Here is an 18,044-nt window from a genome sequence, read left to right as displayed (position 1 = left end):
TCCCCCTCGCCGAGGCTTCATTCGCACCGGTCGAGGGGGATTTTTTGTATAATAAAGTGAACAATGAAAAATAACCGAATCGTAAATAGAGAGGGGATTCATTGCATGGCTTCATCTAAGCGAGCAAAGAATGCAGCAGCACCTATTTTAGGAACGCGCCAATTAAATAGAGCTTTGCTTGAGCGGCAAATGCTGCTGCGAAGATCCAATATATCCGTGCTGGAGACGATCCAGCATTTGGTTGCCATTCAGTCACAAGCGCCTAACCCGCCCTATTTTGCGTTATGGACACGGCTTGAAAACTTCCGACAAGAGCAGCTCTCTAGGCTCATCACGGAGCGTCAAGTCGTGCGCATTGCTCTCATGCGCTCTACGATTCATCTGGTCAGTGCGCGTGACAGTTTGGAATTGCGGCCCTTGCTTCAACCTGCTTTAGAAAAAGGCATGTTTAGTACATACGGAAAGATGCTGCAAAACGTAGACCTCGAAGCTATCCGTGAAGCTGGTCGCGCTTTAGTGGAGGAGCAGCCTCGCACATTCAACGAACTCGGCAATCTACTCGCGTTAGAGTGGCCTAATGTTGACCCCTCTGCCCTTAGCGCTGCTATTCGTACTCTCGTCCCGCTCGTCCAAATCCCGCCTCGCGGTGTATGGGGACTTAGTGGTCAAGCAACACATACATCTGCGGAAGCTTGGCTTAGTCAATCGCTTGCGAACTCTCCTTCCCTCGAGACGATGCTGCTGCGTTACCTTGGCGCCTTTGGCCCCGCAACCATTAAGGATATGCAAGTTTGGTCTGGGCTAAGCAAGCTCCGCGAGACTATTGAACAGCTGCGTCCAAGCCTGCGTACCTTCTCCGACGAGAAGGGCAATGAGCTGTTTGATTTGCCGGATGCTCCCTTGCCGCCCGGCGACACGATAGCACCGCCGCGCTTTCTATCCGAGTTCGATAATATGCTGCTCTCCTACTCTGACCGCAGCCGCATTTTGGATGAAAAGTATAAACCGCTCGTGTTCACGATTAACGGCATTATTCGCTCTACATTTTTAATAGACGGATTCGTACGCGGCACGTGGAAGATAGAACAAAACAACGAAACTGCAGCACTCATCATTCAATCATTTGAGAAGTTAAGCGCAGCTGATCATGATGCTTTAGTGGAAGAAGGCCAAAAGCTGCTCACATTCGCTGCAGGCAGCTCCCTCTCGCATGATATTCAGTTCATAGCGCTAAAATAAGTATGATCCGCAGCCTGTGCATCTGCTGCTTTTTTCGAAACCCGAGCTTTTCCGCTAAACGACCAATATGTTGCAATGCGAAGCAGTAGCTCAAATGGGCCATTTTTGAACCAGAACAGGATGAAGCTGGACACAACGGCTTGAACGGCATAAATGGCTATGCCAAGCAGTACGCCGTTAAGCACACCGATTTCTCCAAACCAGCCCAACGCATATCCATAAAATATAGTGGTACAAATCACCGTCTGCATTAAATAGTTGGTCATGGACATTCGTCCAACCGATTCAAATGCCATGATGATATAGGATCGTTTAGATAAAAAGGACATGACGAACGCAAGGCCAAAAATATACCCAAAGGCCAGCAATTGTCCGCCTAACGACAATAATACGCTGCTCCATGCCCAATCCGGCTTTAATACAGCTATCGCTTTCAATAGAAGACCTAGTGGCAGCAGTATGCCGCTGAGCCAAGCAAATTTACGTCTCTCCCGCTTGGGATTATGAAACCACTGCTTATTGGCAGCCGCTATGCCGAACAAAAACATCGGCATCATCAGCATAGGCATCAAAGCCATAAGCACTGCCATGACGGCCACAGGCAGGTCTAGCGGGTCCTCTTCTTGACGAAAATTCATAATTTCCTGATAGGTTCCTTCACCATATACGGTAATAGACTCTTCTACGTAATCATGCATGCGAGCTTTCTCTTTTGGCGTATCCTCCTTCAAGTCGTAGCCGAGTCCAGACATTAATATGCTTAATATGACTCCCCATATAATAAGCGTTTTTGGCTTTCTTTTTACAAACAGTAATAAGAAAAATCCAGTTATTCCATAGGCCAATAGGATATCGCCCTCCCAAAGGAGCATGCTATGCAAAAGCCCAAGCCCTATTAGCATAAAAAAGCGCCGTACCATATACCTCGCCGGCTTGAGCCCCTTGGCGACTAGTCCTTCGCGCAGCTTAAAGAGGCTGTAGCCGAATAAAAACATAAAGATAGGCATAAAGCTGCCTTCCACCGCTACCTTGAGAACTTGATGCGTTACTTCATCTGTAGGAGTAGGATTAAATAGCTGCATTTCCTCTTTCCCATAAATGCCATATTGAAAAATAAGCATGTTCGCCAGCAGGATGCCAAGCAAGCAGAACCCTCTAATCGCATCAATAACGCGAATTCGCTGTCCCGTTTCATTTTGATTTATCATTCCCATCACCTCTTACCCAATCATAAGGATTCCAATTGAACAGCGAACAAACGGAATCATAACAGCAGCTTAATTTTTTCAATTTTGTTCAACAGATGTTAAGGTTGGTGTGCTAGCATAAAACGGGGTGATGAACATGAACAAAATTGTCATAGTGGAAGATGAACCTTCTATTGTAAAAATGCTGCAGCTGGTGCTCCAAAAGGAAGGCTTCCAGCATATCCATACGGCAGGAACCTGCCAAGAAGCTCTCGATACGATCGCTCGCTACGGAGCCGATATCGTGCTGCTGGATGTGATGCTGCCCGACGGCAGCGGATTTGAGCTTTGCTCAAAAATTAGACAGCTGGGCAATCCGCATATCTTATTTTTAACCGCCAAAGCATCCGATCTCGATATACTGACCGGATTTGCGATGGGCGGCGATGACTATATCACAAAACCATTTAATCCATTGGAGATTGCCGCTCGCATTAAAGCAAGGCTGCGCCGCATGGAAGAGGCGGAATCACTTCCACCGCATTCAACATTTGCTTCGTCAATATCTGCTGCCTCTGCCCCTCATCAAACCTACCGTTATGGCCGTTTTCAGTTAAATGAAGCTGCTGGAGAATTATTAGTAGATAATCAGCCGGTATCATGCCCTGCACAGGTTTTTCAGCTGCTGCTGTATTTCTGCAAAAACCCCGGCATCGTCTTCTCGAAAGGTCAGCTTTATGAAGCGGTATGGGGCATTGACGGATTAGGGGACGACAACACGGTTATGGTTCACATCAGGCGAATTCGCGAGAGAATTGAATATGATCCCAGTATGCCGACGCATCTGCTTACCGTTCGTGGTCTCGGCTACAAATTAGTTAAGGAGCCTGTAAGCCTATGAAGGTTCAACGCCGAATGGCCTTTCATTTTACATATCAGCTCGTCGTGTATTCGATTCTCATATTCGTTGCGATGATCGTGCTGTTTCTTGTCCTTATTAATAAAATTACGAACGAGGATCTCAAACGAAACTTTCCCGCCGGCGCGCTTAGCTCCATTGTCGCGGAAACCGACTATTCGAAAAAAGAGATTAAGATGTCGAAGCACTGGAAGGAGCTCATTGAAGAGCGTGATATGTGGCTGCAAGTCGTGGACTCCAAAGGGCAGGTTATTTATTCCGTCCATTCGCCGAAAGAGCAGCCGACTTCTTATTCGATTACGCAGCTTTTAGCCATCCAGCAATCCGAAAAATCCGGCATCTATACCGTCGATAACGAGCTCGATCTGACGTACTCTACTCCGCTGCTCTTTCTTCTTGGCTACAAAAATCCGCAGCAAGAGAAGCTGACTGCATGGTATATGGCATATCAGCAGAATGGTCTAGTAAATGAGGCATATAAGAATGACCTGCTCACCGAGTTAAGGAAAACGAAGAGCTATTTGCTAATCGTAGACCAAGCTGGCAAAAGTGTTCAAACGATTGGAGATCAGACTTCTGCTATCGATGTATATGAGCCGCTGGAAGTGCTGACTATGCAGCAAAAGCCTGGTGATTATGATACGAACATCTTTGTGTACCAGCCTGAAAATAGTGATTTGACTTGGATTTTGCACACGCCAAACGAACAAATAACGTATACGAAGCAGCCCATCCTATCGGAAGCTATACGTATCTTCATTTGGATAGGCGGCTCGCTGCTCTTACTCTCCCTTGCTATCTCCATTTGGCATGGCTATCGCTATGGTCAGCCACTCATCCTATTCGCCGGTTGGTTCGAGCGGATGGGCAATGGACGGTATGATGAGGTCCTTACGCCAAAGGATCGCAAAAAGGTATTCCGCCGCAGCGGCAAGCTGCGTATTCGCTACCGCCTTTACCGGGAAGTGATTGCGGCTTTCTACCAAATGGCCGAGCGGCTGGCCCAAACGGAGAAGGATCGGCGCCAGCTTGAGAAAACGAGAGAGGAATGGATGACTGGCATTTCGCATGATTTGCGCACGCCACTCTCTACCATTCAAGGCTACGGCTATATATTGGAAAGCTCCCCTGCGCAGTGGAGTGATGAAGAGCTTCAGGACATGGGCAAAATGATTCGTGAAAAAAGCAGCTATATGCTGGAGCTTATGAATGACTTCTCGCATATTTATCAAATAAAGCATGGAACCGTCCATATGGATCGACATGAATTCGAGCTCGGCGAGCTGGTTAGACGCTCAGTACTCAAATATGTGAACGATGCTACGCTTTCCGAGGTAGCCTTCCTTTATGAGGGAGACGAGCTGCCTGTCAGCCTTTATGGCAATCCGAAGTGGATGCAGCGGCTAATGGATAATCTGCTTTCGAACGCCGTGAAACATAATCCTGCAGGCATAACCGTTACGGTAACCTGCGGCATGCTGAATGATGATGCCTACATCCGCGTCTCCGACAACGGGAGAGGCATGGATGAGGCCACTGTCAACAAGCTGTTCGAAAGATATTACCGCGGGACGAATACAGAAGAATCAAGCAGTGGTACTGGCCTTGGCATGAGTATCGCCAAAATGATCGTAGAAGCACATCAAGGCCGAATCGAGGTGCGTTCTGCGATTGGTGAAGGCACCTCGATCAGTATTTATTTTCCAAGCGATTGATCCACTCGTTTGGGCCGTGAGGGAGCCTCTGCTGGCTCCCTTCTTTATTTCCCAGACATACCGGGTGTCCTCAAGCAGCGATCCATACGCTCAAGCGCTTCGTTAAGCCTTGATACAGAGGATGCGTAGGAGCAGCGAATAAAGCCCTCTCCTCCTTGACCGAACACATGCCCAGGCACTGTAGCAACACTGGCATCAAACAATAGCTTTTGCGCAAATGCATCGGAAGTAAGTCCCGTATGCGCAATAGAAGGGAAAGCATAAAACGCGCCCAGCGGCTCATGGCAGGGCAGACCAATTTCCCTTAGGCCCTTAACAAACATCCGTCTGCGCTGCGCATAAGCCTCAATCATCCTATCCTTTTCATCTAAACCATTGCGAAGTGATTCTATCGCCGCAACCTGCCCAATAATTGGTGCGCACATGACGGTATACTGATGAATTTTGAGCATCGCTGCAATAAGCTCCGGATGACCGCAAGCATAACCGATTCTCCACCCTGTCATTGCAAAAGCTTTGGAGAAGCCGCTTATAAGCAGCGTTCTGTCCCGCATGCCTGGCAGTGAAGCAAAGCTTACATGTTTCGCATCGTAGGTCAGCTCCGCATAAATTTCATCGGATATAACGATTAGATTATTTTCTTCCACGACCTTAGCAACAGGAAGCCACTCTTCATAGGTCATGATCGCCCCTGTCGGGTTGTTCGGATAGTTTAAAATAAGCACCTTCGAGTGCGGAGTAATGACGGCTTTCAAGGCTTCTGCCGTTAGTTTGAAATGATCCTCAGCGAACGTTTCAACCTCAATGACCTTGCCGCCATTTAATTGCGCAATCGGCGCGTAGGCAATATAACTAGGAACAGGAACAATAATTTCATCCTCTGGCGCTATTAACGCCCGCAGTGCAAGATCAATGGCTTCACTGCCTCCAACGGTAACAAGCACTTCATTCGATGGTTCGTATTTCACTTGGAACCCATTGTATAAATAGTTGGCGATTTCTTCTCTAAGCTCAATAAGCCCTGCATTTGAAGTGTAGGAGGTTTTGCCCTGCTCTAGCGCACGGACGCAAGCCGCTCTTACATGCTCAGGCGTAACGAAGTCAGGCTCTCCAACGCCAAGCGAAATAATATCCTTATTGCCTTCAGCCAAGCTAAAAAATTTACGAATGCCCGAAGGCGGAATTTGCTGCACCATTGGTGAAATCATATTGCTCATTGACCATGTCTCCATTACTTTTCCTCCTAAAATATGGATAAAAAACAAAAAAAGAGACCCATCCCTATAAAGGGACGAGTCTCTACCCGTGTTACCACCCTAGTTTCACGCCAAAAGCGCGACACTCTGCTCATGTATCTAGCAATACATGTTCCCGTTAACGCTGGAAATGCGGCAGAGCTTACTCTCGTTCAGCCTGCTTCTCGGAGATGGCTTTCCGCTACTACCCGAACGTTGGTTTTCAGCTGCCCCAACTCTCTGTTCGATCAGGCCCATAACGTACTCTTTCTCGTCATCGAATGTAAAAGCTATTTAACTTGCCATATGTGTTCATCAGTGATCTTAAAATTTTACCAATCGTACCATCAAAAACTCGGATACGCAATACCCATTTTTTAACGGATTGAAATCGATCCATTCATAGCTTAAAACTATAAAGTATATTTATATTATATATTTCCATTATGAAACAATCATCTATAATATACTGTTTAACTCAAGTGAAAATGAAAAACCAGCACGCAGCCCACTATTCGAGGAGGCATTATTGTGAATGAAAATGTGAAAAAACAGTTTGATGCTGTCGCGCCTGAATATGACCGTCAGCGCCGCCAACTGATCCCCTGCTTTGATGATTTTTACAGCATAGCAACCGACTTGGTTCACTGTGATAGTGATGCCCCACGTATACTCGACTTAGGTGCCGGAACAGGACTTTTCTCATCTATGATTCGCAACAAATACCCAAATGCCAATCTTACTCTTATCGATTTGAGCGAAGAAATGCTAAAGGAGGCGCATTCTCGCTTCGGAGATGACCCATCAGTCAGCTATATAGCTGCTGATTACTCAAGCTATCCTTACACAGAAAATTACGATGCCATCATCTCCTCCTTGTCCATCCATCACTTATCGCATCCAGCAAAACGCGACTTATTTCATACCGTTCATCAGCTTCTAAAAGAAGGCGGCAGCTTCGTTAATGCTGATCAAGCAGCGGGTACAACCGCTTATTGGGATCAATATTATATGTCGCAATGGACAACAGCCATCCGGCAAAGCGGGTTAACCACAGGCGCAATCGAAGCGGCCATCCAGCGCCGAAGCGTCGACATTAATGCCACTGTAGAGGATCAGCTTAGATGGCTGAGTGAGGCTGGTTTTGTTCATTCCGACTGCGTATATAAAAATAATGGCTTCGCTGTTTTTGCAGCATTCAAACGTAAATCCAATTTCGAACTGAATGGGACAAAAACACAATAATTACAAATTGCTTGCAATCCCTTTAATTCCTAGTATAATACTAGGTATATAAACAAAACGGAGATTGGAGCTGACCAGCATGACTTATTCCGAGAAACAAATTGCAGCAAAATGGGTTGATGATTATTTAGATCTTTATAACTTTGCTGTAATGATCGGAGATGCAGAGTGGCAGCAACAAATCCTCCAAAACCTGCGCGCCAAAGATAACCATATCCGCCTTGAAATCGAACATGGCATTCGTGTCGATCTATGGCTTCGCTTCGATCAAATCAATCGTAAAATGCTTGATATTTACGAGCAGCTTCGGAATGCACATAATTCGGAGCAGCAGATTCAGCTAAGAGAAAAGGTTTGGGAGTTTAAGCTTCAACGGGTTATGATCGCCAGCAAGCTGAAAGCCCACTATGCGTTATAAGGCAAAGGTTCGAGGCGCAATGGTGAAGGTCTAGAAATAAAAAAAAGCCTGCATGCAGTTGGCTGCTCTGCTTAGCTATGTAGGTAAAAACGATATACGACGGCATGCCGCGAACAGCTCTGCCGATTATTCTAACCTCTATGAATGGTCAGATTCATAGATGATTACATCGATACTTGCTCCATGTCACGCATCATTTGCATCATCATCGTGGACATTTCGTCACATTCCTGCATCTTCATCATCATCATGTTCATATCCATGTTGTCCATCATTTTCATTTCCATCATCATGTCCATCATCATATTCATGGATTTCATCTTGCACATCATTTCATCCATGCACATGTTCATCATCATTTGCATTGCCATCTTTTCCATTACCGTTCACCTCCCAAAAGTTTCCTATACAGAAGATACTACAGCCTTGAATTAATTTCAAGGTTTTTTTACATTTTTTATTAATTTTTCAAAATAAAATGTGATATAAATAAAGATTACCCTTTTATATCTTATTACTCCGCTTGGAATTATCGCGTTGCTAGGAAAAAATAATTTTAAAATAAAAAGGCAGTTAAGGAGGTTGAAATAACCCCCAATTAACTGCCTTTCCCTATTTCATTTTTTATTCAGCTGCTCCCTGCTCGGGTTCCGCCTTTTCCTTATGCGCCTCAATAAAGCTTTGTGTATCATACAGCATTCCTGCCGCTTCAGCACGGGTTAAAACATGCGCTGGATCAAAGTTGCCCTTCTCATCTAGAGACGCAATCTTGTATAGCAGTGAACGCTGAATGGTTCCTTGATATGCCGTCGTAATATCCTTTTCGTCCTGGATATTAATAAACATTTTGATCGTCGGATATTGACCGGTAAGCTCTAACGCTTGAACAAGATAATGCGTGAACTGCTCTTTCGTAAGTGGCGCTTGCGGATCAATATCAGCCGGGATGTCCAAACCGTTGTAGTGTGCAATGATGAAATCCTCCGCGTACCACGCATCGTTTTTCACCTTTGTATAGAAACCATCAGCGGTAGGCGCACTAGAAAAATCAATGGCTGCTAGGCTAATTTGCGTCGTTCTCACGATCAAAGAAATGCCTTGTGCTGCCGTCAAATGATCCTCTGGATGGAATGCCGTATCGCTCACTCCTTTAATAATTCCTTGCTGCTGCAAAGCTTCAATCTTTACTTTGCTGCCAATGTTTGCGATATCGCCAAATGGAGCCGCCGCGAAGGCTTGTGCTGCAATAGATGTAGAAAGCATGACCGCGACTGCTGTTATGGCTAAACTCCGTCGTTTCCTCATGGTCGTTCACCTCTCCTATAACATGATGTCCATTCTCTTATTCGAACGACCATAAGACAAGAAAGGTTGCAGTTATCCAGCATGAGAGCTTATTTTGCTGCTCGTGCCCACTTCTCTGCGCAGCCGCGCAAACAACAAGAAGAAGCCAACAATCCCGAGCGCAGCCATGACGCTGCATAATTGATACATCGCCTGCGGACCCATTTGCTCAAACACCCAGCCTCCGAGAAAGCCCGCCGCAATACCTGACAAGCCTCCCCAAGTAAGGGCATAAAGCGCTTGTCCGGATGCTCTGAATTCAGCAGGCACAAGCTGTACGGCCAGCTGCGTGCCAATATAATAGTAGCCGCCAAATGTTAAGCAGTGCAGCACTTGGATATAAATAATTTGCTGAGCAGTGTCTGCGTTTGACATCAGGAACCAGCGCAAGGCGAATAGGATACTGATGACAACGAGGCATAATACCATCGTTTTTGTATTTTTTTTCAAATACCGATCAAGCAGCAAGAAGACTGGAATTTCAAATATGGATGACCAGAAGGCCGACCAACCGATTAAGGAAGCCTCTCCGCCCAATTCCTTAATATACAGCGGGATAAATGTCGTATTCATAGAGTTAGGAATGGAGATCACTAGACCTATGATTAAGAACAACAAGAAGGAACGGTTCACGAACATCGAACGGTAATTCACTTTGCCGGCAGGGGCTGCACCCTTCGCCTCGCCCTTTGGCAGCGTAAAAGCAAAAGCAAGCGAGATAAGCATCATGACCGAATAAATAATCCAGAGACGCTCAATGCCAATTTGCCCGATCACAGGACCAGCCACCAAAGCGATAAACGCCCAGCCGAGTGAGCCGAACAAGCGAAAAGCGCCGAATTTATGGTTCGTTCCTTCAATGCTGTTCAGAATGAGACTGTTGCTCTGTGAAAATAAAGGCATTTGAAAAAAGAAAAAGAACAGCATACAGGCATAAATGATCGTATACGATTGATATAAAAAGACGAGCTGCATGACAAGCATGCTGCCAATAAGCATTACGATCAGAATTAGCCTGACATTGCGGAATCGATCGCTCAAATAACCCCATAGCGGGTTCGCGATGATGGAAACAATCGGGCCGCCGGCCATTAACGCACCAATCTCAAGCGTAGACATTCCAATGGATTGCAAATAAACAACAAAAAACGTACTGTAGACGGCAATCGCGCCATATACAAAAAAGTTAAACGCTTTAATTAAATGAAATGTACGATTCTGATTCTGATTCATATCCAAGTCCCTCGTCTTGCTCTTTAGCTTAGCACTTCTTTAAAGCTCTACAGCAGAAGTACGTGCGCGTACAATAACTTCGTCCGCGCTAACCTCACGTCCAAGCTCCTCTGACATATAAATGCCTTCGCTAATGAGCATCGTATTCAGCGCGATTTCCGCTGTTGGCAGTAGTGGCACTCTGCCTTGCAGAGCTGCGATCCAGTGATGCTGAGATGAGCTGTAGGCATCCTCATTCTCATATAAGCGATTCCTGCGCAGGTCCATCATATCAAGGTCCAGCGTACTGTCCATATCCATATCACAAACCGTGTTATGGAAGCTGAAGGACTGAGCCCCCGGTCCTGTCTGCTCGTTCGGCAAGCGTACGCCACCCTTGGAACCGGCGATACTGCTGCCCTCGAAGCCGCCAAGATGAACAGCCCACGCTTCTACGATATCAAGCGTCAAGCCACCGCTGAACCGAATCAAGCCTGTAGCCAGCTCCTCTACATCAAAGCCGCTTTGTTCCCTTCTCTCTTGCAGCATATCCGTCTCTTGATAAACTTTCCCTGAAATTCTTTCAACCTGCGGGTTGCCTAATAAATAGAGCAGCTGTGCAATGTGATAGACGCCCATGTCGAGCAGCGCGCCGCCTGCCGCTGTTTCCTTGCGCGTAAAATAAGGCGTGCCATAACCATCAACAAACGGTCGATTTCTTCGGCGAAAGCCTGACGAGCGGGCATGGTACAGCTTGCCCAGCATGCCGCCATCAATTAATGTTTTGGCAGCTTTCGTATCTTTACCATATAACGTGTAGAGCTGCACATGCAATTGTTTTCCACATAGCTTCGCAGCATCGACCATAGCCTTGCCATCTGAATAGGTTCCTGCAATCGGCTTCTCACAATAGACATGCAAGCCCGCCTGCAGCGCTGCGATCGTTACCGGTGCATGGAAATTGTTGTGCAGGCACACGTCGACCGCGTCCAAATCATCACGCTTCAGCAGCTCTCTAAAATCAGAGTAGGCATGAGGGATATCATAATGCTCAGCAACTCGTTTAGCTTCCACTTCATTTAAGTCGCATACAGCAACAAGCTCAGCGCCAGCGATATTTTTATATTTTTCGATATGCATTTTTCCAATTTGTCCTACGCCTATAATGCCAATTCGTATTTTATTCATAGTGCTGAGCCCCTCTGCCTGATTGCTGATCTGCCTCGATCAGAAGCTTCTTCACCTTCGTAATAAGCAGCTCCGTTTCTACGTATTGATTTTTTGGCGCATTATATTCTACTCCCCAATATCCCTTGTACCCTGATTCTTGCAGCATATGGATCGTCTCCAAAGCATGAGTACCGTCAGCAGTTTCTTCGTCAAAATGGGTATGATACGCCCAAGGCGCAACGATGCTGTCTCCTTCTGCTTGATTCTCCTTCCAACGGCCTAAATGAACAAGAAAACCAAAGGCTGGATGATCAACTGCCTCTGCGAGACGCTTCATCTCATTTGGATTTAGTGACGCACCCATATGGTTCTCTGGTCCAATTAGAAAGCCATGGTCAGCCGCATATTGGGAAAATTCCTGGTATCTTTTTACCGTATATTCAAATTGCTCGTCGCTCATTGCTTCCCAATCCTCGTAGCTGCCTCCCGTATCAATACGGACGGTTTCTGCACCTAAAATAACGGAAGCTTTCAAATGAAGGAGAGCATTATCATACAAATGCTGTCTCATTTCCTTGTCTGGGTCCCACAAATGAGCACCGTCGATCGCAAAATTAACGACCCGCATTTCTTTTTCATCGAGCGCCTCACGTATTTTGCGAATATAGCTTTCATCGGCCAGCTTCATAATAGGCTTGCTGCTGCGATCTATAAAAAAGCCATTCCACAAATCGACCACATCCATCCGATACCGGTATTTTACCGTTTCCAAATATCCGAAAATATCCATTTTTCCTTCTAAATACGTGTTGTTGAATGAATAACCTCCGATTGAAATGTTCATTGATTGGTCCTCCTATAAGTGAATAGATTTGCGAGCATACCCCCATTATAAACCTCGTTCAAAAAAGACCATGGTGCACTTTCTTCTTATAGTGGGGTAAATTTCTACTATTTACTTCTTAAAAGAAGGAGAATTGGATTTAGGTGGTAATTTTCCTATCTTTACAAATTCGATATATTTTCTAAATATTGGGATGATAATTGATTGTTATGATCAGGTAGAAATAAACGATTCGTTACAAAATGTATTGATCTAGCGCTGCCTGGGAGGGATCAAGCCAACCGTATATACTGACCGAGTATGCCTTGGATTGTATTAATAAAAAAAAAATACCCATTTGAGAAAGGTGACCCAATTCCATGCAAATGAAAAAAGCAATGGCAATCTCGATGATCGCAGCAGCAATTAGCGCATCAGCAGTTACTCCGGTATTCGCACAAACCGCTTCAGTAAAGCAAGCTGCACAAATCAGCACAGCAAGCTTTCTAGTAAATGCTAATCCAGTAACTGTTCGTACCGTTGTAGACGGCGGCGTTACACTCGCTTCTGTTCGGGACATGACAAACGCGATCGGCGCGACTCTTCACATCAACAGCGATCATACGGTAGTTGTAAAGTTTGGCGATAAAACGCTGAAGCTAAAAATCGCTGCAAAAACAATGAACATAAACGGTGTTGCAACTGCACTTCAACATCCAGCTATTGAAGTGGCTTACTCCACTTTCATCGAGCCTACTGCATTCGTTGAGGCACTTGGCGGCACTTACGAAGACAACAACATACATACGGTTCAATTGCTTGATAGCGCTGAGCATGCAATCTGGGTTAACTCCAAACAGCTTATCGTATCGAACACGGCTGGCGAAGGCCGCGAAGATTTCTTAGTTGATGCTGTTACTGGAAAATATGAGCTGCTTCTAGCATCCTCTGACACTTCCGATCTTATTTTGTCTCCTGATGGCAAAAGTGTAGCTTACTCCGATGCAAACGGTGCAGTATTCACAATCGATCTGAGCACAAAACAAGCGAAACAAGTAAGTACGGACAACTCGATCAAAAATGAGCTTCAATGGTCAAAAGACGGTTCTTCCATCTTCTTCTTACAAGGCGACAAAAGCTCTGTCATCGCAAAGCTTGCTATAGCTGACGGCAAAGTATCCAAAGTATTGGAAGATAAAGTAGATTACAAGGCAAACCTTGAAGTATCTGCAGACGGCACTAAATTCGCTTTCTACGTCTTCAAGCAGCCGAAAGTAACGGCAGACAGCAGCAAAGACGTTGAGCTTGATGATGTTGCTATTGATGCAACAGGCACTGAGCCGCAAATCTACTTCTATAATTCTACAGTTGGTGATAATAAACCTGTACAGCTGACAAAAGAAGCAACGGATAAAGTTTTCCTTAAGCTGGCAGCAGACGGCTCCAAAGTAAGCTATGTTAGCGTAAGCTCAGACGAAGCAAGCGTTGGTCAGCTCGTAACGGTGGACAATACAGGCAAAGCAAGCACGCCTCTCTTCGCTGACAAAGACGTTTACCAATTAGTTCAAGGCGGAAGCAAGCTCTATCTGCTTACAGCTGACGGAAACAGCACTAACGCAATCTACGAGATTGACAGTGCTACAGGTACGAACAAACTTGTGCAAACCGTATCGGACAGCGCAACAGAATTAGTCGTATCGGGCAGCTCCGATTTCGCAGCACTTATTGATGGTCAATTGGCAGTATCCGTTCAAGGCAAATGGAAAAACATCACAAACTAATTAATGGAGGTCATTCCTAATGAAATGGTTTAAACAATTAACAATCGCAGCGCTTATCGCTGTTATCGGCTTCAGTTCCGTTCCTGCATCAACACCTACGGCTACCGCAGCTAGCAAGCTTAGCGGCAAAATTGTCATCAACGGCTCCTCTGCTCTTCTGCCGTTGACACTTCAAGCATCAAGCGAGTTCAAAAAATTGAATCCAAAAGTAAAAATCTCAGCTTCCGCTGCTGGATCGATTACTGGACCGCAAGCTGTACGCAAAGGCATCGCAGACATCGGAGCAGTTGACTGGGACGCATCCAAAGATGTTCCAGGCTTCAAAAAATTCGAAGGCCAAGTTGCACATAAAGTAGCTATCATTCCTTTCGCAGCTGTTGTTAACAAAAACGTAACTGCAACAAACCTAACGACTAAAGACTTGCAAGGCATCTTCTCCGGTAAAATCAAGAACTGGAAAGAAGTTGGCGGCAAGGATGCTGATATCATCGTTGTAAACCGTACTTTCGGTTCCGGTACTCGTGTTAACTTCCAAGACAAAGCGCTTGATGGAACAGATTTCATGAGCAAAGGCGACAACTACAAAGAAGTAAAAACAAGCGGCGACATGAAGTCCGCAATTGAAACAACACCAAACGCTATTGGTTACATGGACCTTGCTTATGTAACAGACAAAATGACTGCTGTAAAAATCAACAACATCGAACCAACTGAAGCTAACGTTATTAACGGGAAATACAATGTATGGGGCTATGGCTACTATATGACAAAAGGCGAGCCAACTGGCGCTACAAAGGAATTTATTAAATACGTACAAAGCACAAAATTCCAAAATGGTTCGCTTAAAAAGCTTAAATTCATTCCGATCTCAGCTATTAAATAGTTAAAAACAAGAGGAGCGGTCGGCTTGCGCACAAGAGCGCTTAAGTCGATCGTTCTTTTCTTTCATCGCATGAATCATTATCCCCATTTATATTTTATTGCGAAACAAGCTTAGCTGCTCTAGAAACAGCTAGGGCGGGTTTCGCACAGAGGAGCCTATAATTTATGTTGGAGTCCACTCATGCTGCAAGGCAGCCGCGTCTTTCTTCTGAGCTCGGCAGCGCGATCTTGACTGGCAGCAGCAAGCCGTTTGACCGGAGATCGCGCTTGTTTTTCACGAATCGTATGTTTCGTTACTTGTGCATAGCAGCAGCCGGTTTTGTTTGCCTCATCCTCTTACTCATATTGCTGCTTATGTTCCGTACCGGCATTTTGACATTCGGCAACATTTCACTAGCAGATTTCTTCTTTTCCACGGAATGGAATCCCGAAAATGAGCAATACGGCGCGCTTATTTTCATATTCGGCACCTTCGCCCTGACCGCTTTGACGCTATTAATCTGCGTCCCTATTTCCTTAATCATTGCAGTATTTCTGTCTGTCTTTGTACCGCCGTGGCTTAAAAACATGCTGCGTCCGGTTCTTGACCTGCTCGTCGGAATTCCGTCCGTCGTTTATGGCTATTTAGGCTTGACCGTTCTTATTCCTCTGATTCGAAATGTTACCGGAAGCGGAATGGGCGATGGACTGCTTGCGGCAGCGCTCGTGCTTACAATTATGGTTCTGCCTACTGTAAGCCGTATAAGTGATGACGCGATTAGCGCTGTACCAGCCAAATTCAGCGACGCTTCCTATGCGTTAGGCGCTACTCGTTTTCAAACCGTATGGAGAGTATTGCTTCCTTCGGCCAAAAGCGGAATCATGTATGCCGTCATTCTCGGTATGGCACGTGCAGTCGGCGAGACGATGGCTGTCGTTATGGTTATTGGCAATACGCCTCAATTGGCAGACAGCTTGCTCAAGCCTACCTCCGTTCTTACGAGCAACATCGTTATGCAAATTTCGAATGTTCCTTTTGATTCCACTTGGAACTATGCGCTCTACTTAATGGGCTTCTTGCTCCTTGTTATTTCGCTGCTTATGATCGTTGCCATTCGCTGGCTTCAAAGAAAGGGGTCGCAAGTATGAAACAAGCTTTAGATATGAACCCATTAGCAAACCCCTTTAGCAGCAAAAAAGGACTTAACCGCTTTAAAGACCGTCTGTTTACAGGTGTTGTTTGGTCGTTAGGCATTTTAATCATCGCTTTTATATTTGGCCTTCTTTTTCTAATTCTGCAGGACGGTCTTCCAAAAATAACATGGGATTTCATATTCGGCTTGCCGAGCGAAATTGAAGAAGGCGGAGGTATCGGCCCTACTCTTCTTAACTCCTTCTACATCTTATTTATCTCGTTGCTCATCTCTATTCCGCTCGGAATGGCAGCTGGTATTTATTTGGCCGAATTTGCGCCTGACAATAAGCTAATCGGCTTCGTACGCATTTGCGTGGAAGGACTCGCTTCCGTGCCGTCTATCATTTTCGGCTTGTTCGGTATCGCTCTATTCGTTGAATATTTCGAGATTGGCTTGACCATCCTTGGCGGTGCAGTCAGTCTAGCTTTTCTTAACTTGCCTGTACTAACCCGCGTAACAGAAGAGTCCATTCGTGCAGTACCGAAAGAGCTGAAGAGCGCTTCCTTTGCACTTGGCGGCACGCATTTGCAGACTATTACTCGTGCACTTATTCCGGCTGCGCTTAACGGCATCATCACGGGGATCTGCCTTGTTGCCGGCCGCGCATTCGGCGAAAGCGCCGTAATCATCCTAACTGCTGGTGTTACGACATCCGGTGAAATGTGGGATTTCAGTCTCTTCTCGCCTGGTGCTACACTTGCCGTTCATCTGTGGTATGTACAATCCGAAGCCATTGTTGGCGACGCTCAGGAGATTGCTCAAAAAGCGGCAGCCGTGCTCGTATTCGTTGTCCTGCTGATCAACTTAGTGTTCCGTATCCCGCTTTGGCTGAATTCCCGCCGTATGAAACGCTCTTAAAAACTAAGCGGCTCAAGCTAAAACGCCTTCGGCGTCCTTTGGAAGCTGAAGCAGCTTTGACGGAGAAATATAAGCCTTCTATAAATATCAAACTTATAAATTCTTATATTTAAACAAATAAGTGATCGAGCAACTCCAGCCTTAGCCCTCCCCCGGCCTAGGCTGGAGTTTCTTATTTGGAAAATTACTGTAAAAAAGGTTACTATCCGCAAAGCCATAAGTTATAATTAAAGGGTATGCACATGAACAGAGATAAGGCGGTGCTGCCACTATGGCGAATTTACCTAAGCTTACTATTGCAAAATCAAATCTTGAAAGATGGCATGATGGAATATCGGTTCTACTCCTGCTCTCGTCCGTCATCTATTTAATTGTAAAATGGCCTGATCTTCCGCAAACGATTGCCATTCACTTTAACGGGAGCGGCGAGGCTGACGGATGGGGAAGCAAAGCAGCACTCGTCATTTTACCGATAATCTCATTCCTTTTATTTGCTGGGCTTGCGCATTTACGCAAAATTCCACATGAATTCAATTACATGACCACCATTACAGAGCAAAATGCTCCATACCAATACAAAACCTCCATCCTTCTGCTAAGCTGGATCAAGCTTGAGATTGTAGCCTTATTCGCTTATGTGCAATGGGCTGCCATTCAAGTAGCTTCCGGAGGCGCCTCTAAGCTTGGCATATGGCTGCTTCCTGTGATCCTCGTCATTCTTATTGGCACGATTGTCTTTTATGTGATGAAATCAAAAAAATAAACCTGCTGCGGCGTTCTACCATATTGTAGTTTCCATCTGGATAACTTTTTCTGATAGAATGAATAACACAGGCTATCT

General features: G+C 45.5%; 17 protein-coding genes and 1 other annotated feature. Of the genes, 10 read left to right on the top strand and 7 right to left on the bottom strand.

The window, feature by feature from the left end; translation table 11 throughout:
- The first annotated feature begins 105 nt into the window (after positions 1–105).
- On the top strand, positions 106–1,239 hold the full coding sequence (locus tag AC1DOV_RS02915) for a winged helix DNA-binding domain-containing protein (RefSeq protein ID WP_477510797.1): 1,134 nt from the start codon (positions 106–108) through the stop codon (positions 1,237–1,239).
- Here the strand turns inward: AC1DOV_RS02915 and AC1DOV_RS02910 are convergent.
- Positions 1,218–2,447, bottom strand: coding sequence for a DUF418 domain-containing protein (locus tag AC1DOV_RS02910; RefSeq protein ID WP_477549123.1), 1,230 nt, complete (start codon positions 2,445–2,447; stop codon positions 1,218–1,220). The genes AC1DOV_RS02915 and AC1DOV_RS02910 overlap by 22 nt on opposite strands.
- Positions 2,448–2,577: 130 nt before the next feature.
- On the opposite strand from AC1DOV_RS02910, the gene AC1DOV_RS02905 reads away from it, so the two are divergent.
- Together AC1DOV_RS02905 and AC1DOV_RS02900 are read left to right on the top strand one after the other, a co-directional pair.
- Complete coding sequence (locus tag AC1DOV_RS02905; protein ID WP_477549122.1) at positions 2,578–3,327, top strand: response regulator transcription factor; 750 nt, start codon at positions 2,578–2,580, stop codon at positions 3,325–3,327.
- Positions 3,324–5,060, top strand: coding sequence for a sensor histidine kinase (locus tag AC1DOV_RS02900; RefSeq protein ID WP_477549121.1), 1,737 nt, complete (start codon positions 3,324–3,326; stop codon positions 5,058–5,060). Before AC1DOV_RS02905 ends, AC1DOV_RS02900 begins: the two co-directional genes overlap by 4 nt.
- Before the next feature lie 44 nt (positions 5,061–5,104).
- On the opposite strand, the gene AC1DOV_RS02895 is transcribed toward AC1DOV_RS02900, so the two are convergent.
- Positions 5,105–6,292: an aminotransferase class I/II-fold pyridoxal phosphate-dependent enzyme gene (locus AC1DOV_RS02895; protein WP_477549120.1), complete on the bottom strand. Its 1,188-nt coding sequence runs from the start codon at positions 6,290–6,292 to the stop codon at positions 5,105–5,107.
- A 52-nt stretch (positions 6,293–6,344) separates the two neighbouring features.
- Positions 6,345–6,582, bottom strand: a binding site (T-box leader).
- A gap of 244 nt (positions 6,583–6,826) precedes the next feature.
- On the opposite strand from AC1DOV_RS02895, the gene AC1DOV_RS02890 reads away from it, so the two are divergent.
- Together AC1DOV_RS02890 and AC1DOV_RS02885 are read left to right on the top strand one after the other, a co-directional pair.
- Complete coding sequence (locus tag AC1DOV_RS02890) at positions 6,827–7,540, top strand: class I SAM-dependent methyltransferase (RefSeq protein ID WP_477549119.1); 714 nt, start codon at positions 6,827–6,829, stop codon at positions 7,538–7,540.
- Positions 7,541–7,619: 79 nt separating this feature from the next.
- The gene (locus tag AC1DOV_RS02885; protein WP_076268806.1) at positions 7,620–7,958 is read left to right on the top strand and encodes a hypothetical protein; all 339 of its coding nucleotides are present in this window, start codon (positions 7,620–7,622) and stop codon (positions 7,956–7,958) included.
- Positions 7,959–8,122: 164 nt separating this feature from the next.
- Here the strand turns inward: AC1DOV_RS02885 and AC1DOV_RS02880 are convergent, their stop codons facing one another.
- From AC1DOV_RS02880 to AC1DOV_RS02860, 5 genes are all read right to left on the bottom strand, one after another.
- Positions 8,123–8,338: a hypothetical protein gene (locus tag AC1DOV_RS02880; RefSeq protein WP_441878586.1), complete on the bottom strand. Its 216-nt coding sequence runs from the start codon at positions 8,336–8,338 to the stop codon at positions 8,123–8,125.
- 244 nt (positions 8,339–8,582) lie between these two features.
- On the bottom strand, positions 8,583–9,263 hold the full coding sequence (locus AC1DOV_RS02875; protein ID WP_441878588.1) for an S-layer homology domain-containing protein: 681 nt from the start codon (positions 9,261–9,263) through the stop codon (positions 8,583–8,585).
- Positions 9,264–9,335: 72 nt separating this feature from the next.
- Positions 9,336–10,535: an MFS transporter gene (locus AC1DOV_RS02870; RefSeq protein WP_441878590.1), complete on the bottom strand. Its 1,200-nt coding sequence runs from the start codon at positions 10,533–10,535 to the stop codon at positions 9,336–9,338.
- 39 nt (positions 10,536–10,574) lie between these two features.
- On the bottom strand, positions 10,575–11,702 hold the full coding sequence (locus AC1DOV_RS02865) for a Gfo/Idh/MocA family protein (RefSeq protein ID WP_477549118.1): 1,128 nt from the start codon (positions 11,700–11,702) through the stop codon (positions 10,575–10,577).
- Positions 11,695–12,528 carry a sugar phosphate isomerase/epimerase family protein gene (locus AC1DOV_RS02860; protein ID WP_441878594.1) on the bottom strand — a complete coding sequence of 278 codons (834 nt, stop codon included), beginning with the start codon at positions 12,526–12,528 and terminating at the stop codon, positions 11,695–11,697. Before AC1DOV_RS02860 ends, AC1DOV_RS02865 begins: the two co-directional genes overlap by 8 nt.
- A gap of 359 nt (positions 12,529–12,887) precedes the next feature.
- Here AC1DOV_RS02860 and AC1DOV_RS02855 point away from each other — a divergent pair, with 359 nt between their 5' ends.
- The 5 genes from AC1DOV_RS02855 (at position 12,888) to AC1DOV_RS02835 (ending at position 17,966) form a co-directional block, all read left to right on the top strand.
- Positions 12,888–14,288, top strand: a complete 1,401-nt coding sequence (locus AC1DOV_RS02855; protein ID WP_477510807.1) for a stalk domain-containing protein — start codon at positions 12,888–12,890, stop codon at positions 14,286–14,288.
- A 19-nt stretch (positions 14,289–14,307) separates the two neighbouring features.
- A complete protein-coding gene (locus AC1DOV_RS02850) occupies positions 14,308–15,171 on the top strand; it encodes a phosphate ABC transporter substrate-binding protein (protein WP_076268799.1) in 864 nt (287 codons plus the stop codon).
- A 164-nt stretch (positions 15,172–15,335) separates the two neighbouring features.
- Positions 15,336–16,298, top strand: a complete 963-nt coding sequence (pstC, locus tag AC1DOV_RS02845) for a phosphate ABC transporter permease subunit PstC (protein WP_477549117.1) — start codon at positions 15,336–15,338, stop codon at positions 16,296–16,298.
- A 14-nt stretch (positions 16,299–16,312) separates the two neighbouring features.
- Positions 16,313–17,203, top strand: coding sequence for a phosphate ABC transporter permease PstA (gene pstA / locus AC1DOV_RS02840; protein WP_441878872.1), 891 nt, complete (start codon positions 16,313–16,315; stop codon positions 17,201–17,203).
- 271 nt (positions 17,204–17,474) lie between these two features.
- On the top strand, positions 17,475–17,966 hold the full coding sequence (locus tag AC1DOV_RS02835; RefSeq protein WP_477510809.1) for a DUF1648 domain-containing protein: 492 nt from the start codon (positions 17,475–17,477) through the stop codon (positions 17,964–17,966).
- The last annotated feature ends 78 nt before the right edge of the window (positions 17,967–18,044 follow it).

The organism is Paenibacillus sp. 01T47 (assembly GCF_056398245.1).
This window is presented reverse-complemented; position numbering and strand designations above follow the sequence as displayed.